Source organism: Pseudomonas sp. 910_23 (genome assembly GCF_052850795.1).
In genome coordinates, this window is sequence record NZ_VXCZ01000019.1 from 62071 (window position 1) to 71327 (window position 9257).

A 9257-nucleotide genomic window follows, 5' to 3' on the forward strand; every position below is an offset into this window, starting at 1 on the left:
TCTCACCGGCCAAACAAGGTTGAGATTCGCTCGCCGACTTCCGGCTGATGCATTGTCAACGCGTGCATCGCCAGCTCACGCTCAATGACCGCGGGGAGGTCTTCGCGCAGCTTGCGATTTAGATGGTGCTTGAGCGTGACCAGCGACAACCGGGGCTTGTCGGCCAACTCCATCGCCAACTCCAGGGCGTGGGCCAGCACCTGGGCACGCGGTAACACTGCAAACGGCGCGCCGCGTGCTTCAAGTAGCGCGCCACTGTAGCTCTGCGCCGCCAGGAGCATTTCCTGGCCGAGGCTACCGAGCCGGGAGGGCAGGATATAGGTCGCGCCCATGCCGGGGGTAAAGCCGTACTTCATGAAGTTGGCGGTATACAGGCTCTCGCGGGACAACACCACGATGTCGCAGAACAAGCCCATTACCAGGCCGCCGCCGATAGCATGCCCCTGCATCGCGGCGATCACCGGGATCTTGCATTCAAATGCAAGGCTGTAGACATTGGCATCGGTAAAATCGCCACGCGTCTGGTTCAAGGCAAGCAGCCCTTCGCGGGTGCCGCCACTGCAAAAAAAACTGTCGTAGCCCGTGATCACCACTGCCTTGTAGGCGTCGCTGGCGTTGATTCGCGCATAGGCCTGTATCAATCCGTCGATCAACGCCGGCGTGAAGGTATTCTTATGCTCACGGTCCTGGAGCGTGAGCACCACTACCCCGTCGTCACGCGCCTGAAAATCGATGACACTGTCCATCGGCACTCCTCTTTGCAACGATTCGCCAGCCATGGGCGCGCCCGTCAGGCACATCAATCAGGCTCCCATGGGAACAGGCCGTGGCTGACATAGCGGTGGATGTTTTCGCGGGTGCGCGGGTTGCTGAATACCTGGTGATTTTGCTCGATGGCCATCTGTCGGGCGTCGAACGGTAACGTGGACAGCCTGTTCATATAGCCCTTGTATTGCTCGACGCCATGCTTGGACAGGCGCCGCAAGCGCAACAGGTGGCGGCGCAGCAACGCATCGCTATCGCTTGCCACGTCGTCCGCCAGCCCCCACTGGCTGGCCTGTGCCGCACTGACCGGCTGGGTCGACAGCGTCAGGTAATGCGCGCGCTGGAAGCCCACGCGACGAATCAGAAACGGCAACACACACGCCGGCATTACGTCAAAGATGAGTTCCGAGAGGCTGAACTGGGCATCGGTATGGCTGAGAACGATGTCACTCGCAGCCACGAAGCCCATGCCCCCTGCGTTGGCCTTGCCCCGTACATGACTCACCGTGATGAACGAACCGGTAACCATACGCTGCCAGATTTCATAGAGCCGCTCTGGTTGATGGCGTTCGCTGGCGCCGCGCACGGCGTCGTCATGCATGCCTTGGAAATCTGCACCGAAACAAAAAACCTCGGGCCCGCCTTCAAGCACCAGCACGGTCGAATGCGCCTGGCAGTGTTCCAATACCCATAGGCATTCGTCGACCATTTGGCGGTTGATCGTATTGTTCGACTCAGGACGCGCAAAACGCAGGAATGCCAGGCTGCCTTCAGTGCGAAACTCGGTGGCCTGGAAGTTCATGGCTGGAAACTGTATTCGCGGTGGTAACCGTTGATCGCGCTTAACAGTAACTTGCCCGACAACCCTCCCGCCGCGATTACGCTGTCGGTGACTGGACAGGCGACGGTGTGGTCGCGGGTACCAAACCGCACGGCGTCATTGCCCAGCAGGATTGACTCGTACTCAGCCAGGCTCAGGCTATAGCGACTATCGAGTTGTTGTGCGATGGCCTGGGCAGACAGATGATCACGACTCTGGGGCGTGACCGTACCGCTGAAAAACTCCGAGCAGCAACCCGAGCCATAGGAAAAGCATCCAATACGCCGAGGCTCATCGAACCGCGCGGTGCTGATGATGCCGGCCAGGGACAGAAACATCGTGGCCCCCATGATATTGCCCACGCGTTGGCAGTACGCCAGCCCGGGCGCCACACGCTGGGCGAAATCAGCTTCGATGGCTGGCGGGTCGGCTGGCGCGAACTTGCGCATCATCAAGCGGTGCGCGCCTTTGACCATGCCACCAAAAGGCGTGTGAAACGCCAGGTAGTCGAACGTGCGCGCATAGTCCACGTCGTCGACCCGAAGGCGATATTCATTGAAGGTTTGCTCACAGCAATCCAGGTACGACATCAACGATAGATCGGCGTCCCCGGCTTCGCTGTCGGGCTCCGGCCGACAGGTGTCCATCACCTCGAAGCTGTAATAACCACTGGCGCCGATGTCGAGGCTGAATACATGCGGCTTGTCACTGATCAACATGGCCACTGCGCCCGCACCGCCACTGGGTTCCGAAAAAGCCCAGTCCTGCGCCGCGGCGCCGCCTTCACCAATCATCAGGAAGCGACACAGGTCCACTGCGACCACCAGTGCCTTGGCATTGGGCGAGGTCTGGGACAACACGAACTGCACCGCGCTATGAAAACCGGCAGTGCCCGAGTAGCAGGCCTGCTTGAGTTCGAAAACCCGGCAGTTTTTTTTCAGCCCCAAGTAGTCATGCACATAAGTACTGACGGACTTGCCGAAATCGATTCCCGACTCGGTACAGGTAATCAACAACTCAATCTGATCGCGCTCTTGCGGGCTCAAGGCATCGATCAGTGGCTTGGCGGCATTCACGGCAAACGTCACCGGGTCTTCGCTGTGCAACGCCACGCTCTTTTCGTGCATCAACAGGTTGCCGAAACGCTGGGAGTCCAGCTTGCGGTGTCGCGCAAGCATGGTCACATCCAGGCTCGCCGCGCCGCCAAATACGTTCATTGCCTCGATACCCACTTGCCTCGTCATTGCAGCCTTCCTGAGTTTTCCAGACACAACGCTGTATTGATGCCGCCGAAGCCATAGCTGAGGTTGAGTGCACAGCGCAGGGCGTGCTGTTCAGCGCGGTCGCAGACCCATGCGAACCCGGTATCCAGGGGGTGATCCAGGTTGCGGTTGGGGTGCAGTTGCCCGGCCTTCATTTGCAGTACCGTGGCTATGGTCTCCACCAGCCCGGCAGAAGCCAGGCCATGACCGATGAGGGACTTGGTCGCGTTGATCGACGCCTCGCGCAAGCCGCAATGAGCCAAGGCACGCAGTTCGGTTTCATCACCCAGTACCGAGCCACTGCCGTGCGGGTTGATATAGTCCACCTGGCGCGCCCGCCAGCCCGACTTGTCCAGGGCCTGGCGGATCACACAGGACTCCCCGTCAAACGAAGGGTTGGGGTTGCGATTGCCGTCCATCGCCACTGACCAGCCGGCAATCCGCGCATACGGCGAAACGCCACGGCGGCGCACGCTGGCCTCGCTTTCAATCACCACGACTGCACTGGATTCACCGTAGATGAACCCATCGCGATCACGGTCAAAAGGGCGGCACGCCAGGGCCGGACTCTCGGCAAAACGGTCCGAGCCCATCGCCCCCAGGGAGCGAAAGCCATGGCACTCCCAATACGACAGATCCATCACCGGCGCCAAGGCAATGCACACGTCCACATCCCCGGCTCGCACAGCCTGGGCCGCATTGATAATCGCCATCTGCCCACTGGCCGACGCAGCCCCCAGAGTGTAAGCGAACCCCCGAATGGGGAAGCGCTCGGTGCAAACTCCACACAGGTCGGTATCGAGAAACTGCGTCGCGTAGCTGGGCTTGATGAAGTACGGGGTCAGCGCGCAAGGCGCATGGGCCTGCTCGATGGCGCGCTGCTGGAAGTTAGAGCCACCGACCACCAGGCCGATACGCGTCGGGTCACACTGATCCAGCTGCGCATCCGCCCACGCTTCTGCCAAGGTCGCCAGGGCAATGCGCGCAGAGAACGACATACCCCGCGAACCGGATTCCAGGTTGGCGCCGGCTTGCTCGTCCACATCGATTTCAGCACCGATGAATGTGCTTTCCAACTGACGACCCGGGCGGCGCATCATCGAAAAAGCATGATTGCCAGCCAGCAAGGCCTGGATAAAGTCATGCTGACCGGTGCCGATGGACGAAGCCACGCCCAGCCCGCTGATCAACAGCCCTTGCGTGTCAGAGCTTGCCATGAAGCAACTCGGCCAATTCGCCGATATTGCGAGCGGCCTGCGTCTGCACCATTGGCATGCGCAACCCAAGGGCGCTCAAAGTCATGGCGACGATGTCGGCGCGGTCCATCGAATTGGCGCCCAGGTCCACCAGGCGGTCGTTCCGGGCGATGGGTTGTTGAAGCTCAGGGAGGGTTTCGCGGGCATGCTTGACGATCAAATCGAAGACTTCGGCCTGGGTCATTTATCTATCCTTTAGCCGGCTCAACCGGTGGTTGCTCAGGGGGTGCAGCGACTAACTTAGCGGATCGAAATCGGCGGGAAACCTATAAGACCTTGTAGTAGTCAGTGATCGCGGTCTGGGCTATACCCAGCAACCGTGTGAACACCCAAGGATCGCTACCGATGCCCCGACACATCTGTATCACCGGCGCCTCAGGCTTTCTGGGCAGCCATATTGTGGAAAAGCTGCTGCACCACGGCTGCACCGTCGACGCCCTGTTGCGCCGCCCCACTGCGCATTTGCAAGGCCTGGCAGCCCGCCACGCGCAACTGCGCCTACACGTAGTCGACCTGGCGCAGCCAGGCGCGTGCAATGCCCTGTTCAGTGAGTGCGACACCGTTATTCACTGCGCCGCCAGCGTCACTAACAACGCCCGGCCTGGCTCGCGGCTTTGGCAGCAAACCCTGGAAATGAATGTCAACGGCACGCAAAACGTAATCGACGGCATACGCCAGGCCGCCAGCGTGCGCACCTTCGTGTACACCTCGTCGATGGCGGCCATTCTGTCGCCAGACATGCCAGCCGGGCACGCCTTCAGCGAGGCCGACTGGAACCATGCCTCCCTGGAAGCCAGCGACCCATACTGGTATTCCAAGACAGCCGCCGAGCGACTGGTGACGGACGCCTTCCAGCCCTGGCCCTGCGAGCCTCGCGTGGTGTGCATCAACCCATCGGTGATCATCGGGCCGGTGCTCGACCCCCGGCATGCTGCCACCAGCATTGCCATCCTCCATGACCTGCACACGGGCAAGACACCGGCCTGCCCGGACCTGAACTTTCATTTCGTGGATGTGCGCGACCTGGCCGAACTGCATGTGCGCGCGGCGCTGGATGACGTCATTGAGGGGCGCTTTATCGTGCCGGGCCATGAGGCTTCGATGCTGGAACTGGCCACAATGATCAAGCAGCGCTTTCCCGACAGCAAGGCACCCCAAAGACGAGCACCCGACTGGTTGATGTACCTCAGCGCGATGCTGAACCCACGCCTGTCGCGTCGCTATCTGCGACAGAACCTTGGCGTGCGCCGGGTATTCGATGACCAGCGCGCCAGGCGCGCCTTTCAATTGAGCTATCGGCCGCTGGAACACAGCGTCGCCGATACCCTTCAATCATTATCCCCGACAGCACCCTGAATCAAGGTAGCGCAGGGCACCTAGCCATGCGCTACCAGGAGATTGACCAGATCGCCTACGGTGTCAAACTTGTAGGCCTCGTTGTTCAGTTGTGCAAACTGGAAATTCGAGCGTTCCTGCAAGCGCGTGAGCAATATCAGCTTGTGCAGGGAGTCGATGCCCAGTTCACCCTGCAAGTGCGTTTCAGTCTCGATCGACGCCGTCTCCCATCCCGGCAACTTCAACTCACGGATCGACTCACTGACCGTTTGCTGCGCCACGTTGATTTCCATCTTCACCTCCTCCTACAAGCGACAAAAACGCCGGCGCGTGCAGGCGCCGGCGCGGATTAGAATTGCAATACGATCTTGCCGAACACATCCCGCTCGCGCAGGCGCTGCAAGCCACTTTCGAAACCGGCCACCGGCATCACGCAGTCGATCACGGGCAACACGCCCTGCTGGATCAACGCCAATGCATCGCGCAGCCCACTCAGGGGCGCACCGAAAGAGCCATGAATGTGAATTTGCTGATTGAACAGGTGCATCAGGTTAGTGGGCGCCTCCACGCCTGTGGTCGAGCCGCAGATCACCAGGCGGCCGCCACGCGCCAGGCTCAGGAGACTCTGCTCCCAGGTATCGGCCCCCACATGCTCGAACACCACGTCGACCCCGCGGCGTGCCGTCTGCTCGCGAATCACCCGCAGGAATCGCTCCTCACGGTAATCAATCACATATTCGGCGCCCAATGCCCGGGCACGCTCAACCTTGTCGGCACGACCAACCGTTGCGAATACCGTGACGCCCAGGTGACGGGCCAGGCGAATGGCGATTGAGCCGATCCCGCTGCCTCCCGCGTGCACCAGCAGGGTTTCGCCGCTCATCAGGCGTGCGTTGTCGATCAACATATGGTGCACCGTGGCGAAGGTCACCGGCGCGCAGGCCGCCATTTCCATGGGCACGCCAGCAGGTATCGGCACCAGCATACGCAGCGGGACATCGACGTACTCGGCGGCAACCCCGTCGCAATGAAACCCCATTACGCCGGGCGAGTCGGCGCACAGGTTCTCCCGGCCGGCTAGACAGGCCGGGCAGCACCCACAAAATACACTGGGGTAGATCGCCATGGCCTGCCCGATCAGTTCGGGGTCACTACCTGGCCCCACGTCCTGCACAAAGCCTGCGCCTTCGGCACCCACCGTGACAGGCAATGTCCGTCGTGCGAAGGCCATCCCGCGGTAACCGAAAAGATCCAGGTGATTAAGCGTCATGAACGCCATGCGCACCCGTGCGTGACCCGGCGCGGGCCTGGCAGGCAACACCAGCTCGCGCAGCGCCAGGCGCTGTTTATCAACCAGTTGAAGCGCCCGCATCAAACCTCCTCATTACAGGTTGGCTAGCCGGCCATGCTGCGTGACAGGCCACCATCGACGGTGAGATGTTGCCCGTTGATGTAGCTGCCGGCCTCTGAAAACAAAAACGCCGCCAGCCCCGCCACTTCTTCCGGCGAACCATAGCGACCCGCTGGGATCCGCCGGTCGATGGCCGAACGCTGTTCGGCGTAGCGATCCAGCAGTGCCGTCTCGATAAAACCCGGCTCGATACAATTGATCGTAATAGCGCGTGAGGCGACTTCGGTCATGCTCGAACGTACAAAACCCCGCAGCGCTGCCTTGCTGCTGGCGTACAACGCATTTCCCTTCATACCGAAGTCGGCTGCGACCGAGCCGATGCACAGGATTCTGCCTGCGCGGCGCATGGACATGGGCCGCACCAGGGCCTGGTACAACTGCACAAATGCCCAGAAATTGACTTGCATCATGTGCCGCGCGGTATCCAGGTCCGCAACGGCGGCCAGGCTGTCCTGGCTGACGCCCGCGCAATGCACCAGACCATAAATGTCTTCTGCCTCCAGCGAGCGGCACAGGCCCTCCACGGCCAAGGCATCGCCCAGGTCGCAGCCAACCCAGCGTGCGCTGCCTGCGCCGTATCGGGCGTCCAGCTCTTCGCACAAGGCAACGCCCGCGCTGATGCCACGGTGCCCGACAATCAACACGACAAACCCGGCCTGCACCAACGCCGTGGAAATACTGGCGCCAATGCCTCGGCCGCCGCCGGTAACGACTACCTGCCTACGCATGCCTGAATCTTCCGGGGCCAACCGACGGCCCAGGTATCACTCATGCCGAGGCTGCCGCACGAGCAGCGATCTGGGCAACGAAGTGTTCCATCACGAAGTAATCAGTCATTGCCGCGTTGCCTTCGTTGACGGCACTCATCCATTGGCCCACCGGGATACGGATGTCGTAGTGCTTCTCGATGCAGAACACCGCATCGAGAAAATCCACGCTATCGATCCCCAGATCGGCGAACAAGTTGGTGGTCGGTTCGATATCGCCGGGTTGAACCTTGCAACTGGAAGCCAGCGTACTGACTACGAACGTATAGATTTCTTCCATGTACATGTTCCGCCTTTCAGGGTTCATGGGAGGGACTGTCGGGCGCAATGTACAAGAGTGCCCGAGGGCTGCCACCTATCAGCGCTTATAGGTTGAGCACTGCGTACTGCGCTTTTTCCTGGCGCAGGCGGCAAAATCCAGCAGGGTCTTGCCCAGGCTGAGCCACTCGCTCAGGCCGGGCTTAGGCAACTGGTGGCGGGCCATACGTTGCAATTGATGTTCGTACCACGACACATCGAGCGTCGCGATGCGGTCCAGGGCGGCAAAGCCTGTACTCAAGGGCCGCAGGTCGACACGGTAAGTGGCTTCGGACAACAGCTTGACCGGCATGTCCGGCTCCAGCGCCAGTGGACGTGCCAGCCCAATGAAGTCGGTGGCCGCGTCTCGCAGCGCCGCGGTCATCGCAGCGCCAGAGCGGAAACCACCGGTGACTACCAACGGCAGCGTACTGACCTCGCGCACCCTGGCCGCGTAATTGAGAAAGTAGGCTTCGCGCTCGCGGGTGCTGGCCGCCTGGTTGCCGACCATCACCGGGCTTTCGTAGGTGCCGCCGGATATTTCCAGTTGATCGAGCCCCAAATTGCCAAGGGCTACCACCACCTGCAACGACTCCTCTTCGGTAAAGCCACCCCGCATGAAGTCCGCCGAGTTGAGTTTGATCCCCACTGGAAACGCGTCACCCACCACGCTGCGGATCGCCTGGTAGACCCGGACCAAAAAGCGCATGCGGTTGGCCAGGCTCCCGCCCCACTGGTCGCTACGCTGATTGTGCAGCGGTGACAGGAACTGGTTGATCAGATAGCCATGGGCCGCGTGGATCTGCACGCCAGTGAACCCGACGACCTTGGCCAGTCGCGCACTGGTGGCGAACTGCGCAATGATCTTTTCGATGCCGTCCTCAGTCAGTGCGCGCGGGCAATTGAAGTGTTTTTCCAGCCCGCTGCCCAGGCTGATGGCCGATGGCGCCACCGGCTCGTCGCACAGCAGCTTGATGATCTGCTTGCCCGGATGGTTGAGTTGGGCCCATAGGTGCGTGCCATGGCTACTGCCTGCCAGGGCCCAGCGCCGGAATGCATTCAGGTCGCTGTGGGCATCCAGCACGACGTTTCTCAACTCGCCGATGGCCTTGCGATCGACCATGATGTTGCCGGATATCGACAAACCTATGCCGCCCTGTGCCCACTGGCGGTAGAGGTTCTCCATGCCAGACCCTGGATCATGGCGTCGATCTCCGAGCTGTTCGCTCATGGCGGCCTTGACCAGGCGGTTTTTCAGGCGCACGCCATTGGGCAGCACGAAGGAGCTGCCCAGATCGGGCAGCGCTGGACTCTGGTCCATGGTCACATTCCTTGAGAGTGAAG

At 61.0% G+C, this 9257-nt stretch carries 11 protein-coding genes; 1 reads left to right on the top strand and 10 read right to left on the bottom strand.

The features are described 5' to 3' along the window. Positions 1–2 precede the first annotated feature (2 nt). From FW800_RS21360 to FW800_RS21380, 5 genes are read right to left on the bottom strand one after another with little or no spacing between them, the layout of a single operon-like run. The gene (locus FW800_RS21360; protein WP_032877017.1) at positions 3–746 is read right to left on the bottom strand and encodes a polyketide synthase; all 744 of its coding nucleotides are present in this window, start codon (positions 744–746) and stop codon (positions 3–5) included. Between the two features lie 53 nt (positions 747–799). Further along, positions 800–1567: an enoyl-CoA hydratase/isomerase gene (locus FW800_RS21365; protein WP_032877018.1), complete on the bottom strand. Its 768-nt coding sequence runs from the start codon at positions 1565–1567 to the stop codon at positions 800–802. After that, entirely contained in the window at positions 1564–2829 is a 1266-nt protein-coding gene (locus tag FW800_RS21370; protein ID WP_032877019.1) for a hydroxymethylglutaryl-CoA synthase family protein, read from the bottom strand. Before FW800_RS21370 ends, FW800_RS21365 begins: the two co-directional genes overlap by 4 nt. After that, positions 2826–4064 carry a beta-ketoacyl synthase N-terminal-like domain-containing protein gene (locus tag FW800_RS21375; RefSeq protein ID WP_103735468.1) on the bottom strand — a complete coding sequence of 413 codons (1239 nt, stop codon included), beginning with the start codon at positions 4062–4064 and terminating at the stop codon, positions 2826–2828. The genes FW800_RS21370 and FW800_RS21375 overlap by 4 nt, the downstream gene beginning before the upstream one ends. Next, positions 4051–4287: an acyl carrier protein gene (locus tag FW800_RS21380; protein ID WP_032877021.1), complete on the bottom strand. Its 237-nt coding sequence runs from the start codon at positions 4285–4287 to the stop codon at positions 4051–4053. Before FW800_RS21380 ends, FW800_RS21375 begins: the two co-directional genes overlap by 14 nt. Before the next feature lie 161 nt (positions 4288–4448). On the opposite strand from FW800_RS21380, the gene FW800_RS21385 reads away from it, so the two are divergent. Continuing rightward, the gene (locus FW800_RS21385) at positions 4449–5459 is read left to right on the top strand and encodes an NAD-dependent epimerase/dehydratase family protein (RefSeq protein ID WP_078820775.1); all 1011 of its coding nucleotides are present in this window, start codon (positions 4449–4451) and stop codon (positions 5457–5459) included. Between the two features lie 20 nt (positions 5460–5479). Here the strand turns inward: FW800_RS21385 and FW800_RS21390 are convergent, their stop codons facing one another. The 5 genes from FW800_RS21390 to FW800_RS21410 form a co-directional block, all read right to left on the bottom strand. Further along, positions 5480–5731 carry an acyl carrier protein gene (locus FW800_RS21390; RefSeq protein ID WP_032877023.1) on the bottom strand — a complete coding sequence of 84 codons (252 nt, stop codon included), beginning with the start codon at positions 5729–5731 and terminating at the stop codon, positions 5480–5482. Between the two features lie 56 nt (positions 5732–5787). Further along, a complete protein-coding gene (locus FW800_RS21395; RefSeq protein ID WP_032877025.1) occupies positions 5788–6810 on the bottom strand; it encodes a zinc-binding dehydrogenase in 1023 nt (340 codons plus the stop codon). Positions 6811–6833: 23 nt separating this feature from the next. Then, entirely contained in the window at positions 6834–7577 is a 744-nt protein-coding gene (locus tag FW800_RS21400) for an SDR family NAD(P)-dependent oxidoreductase (RefSeq protein WP_032877026.1), read from the bottom strand. 40 nt (positions 7578–7617) lie between these two features. Further along, entirely contained in the window at positions 7618–7896 is a 279-nt protein-coding gene (locus FW800_RS21405; RefSeq protein ID WP_032881025.1) for a phosphopantetheine-binding protein, read from the bottom strand. Between the two features lie 78 nt (positions 7897–7974). Continuing rightward, positions 7975–9234: an NADH:flavin oxidoreductase/NADH oxidase family protein gene (locus tag FW800_RS21410; RefSeq protein ID WP_446438413.1), complete on the bottom strand. Its 1260-nt coding sequence runs from the start codon at positions 9232–9234 to the stop codon at positions 7975–7977. Between the last annotated feature and the right edge of the window lie 23 nt (positions 9235–9257).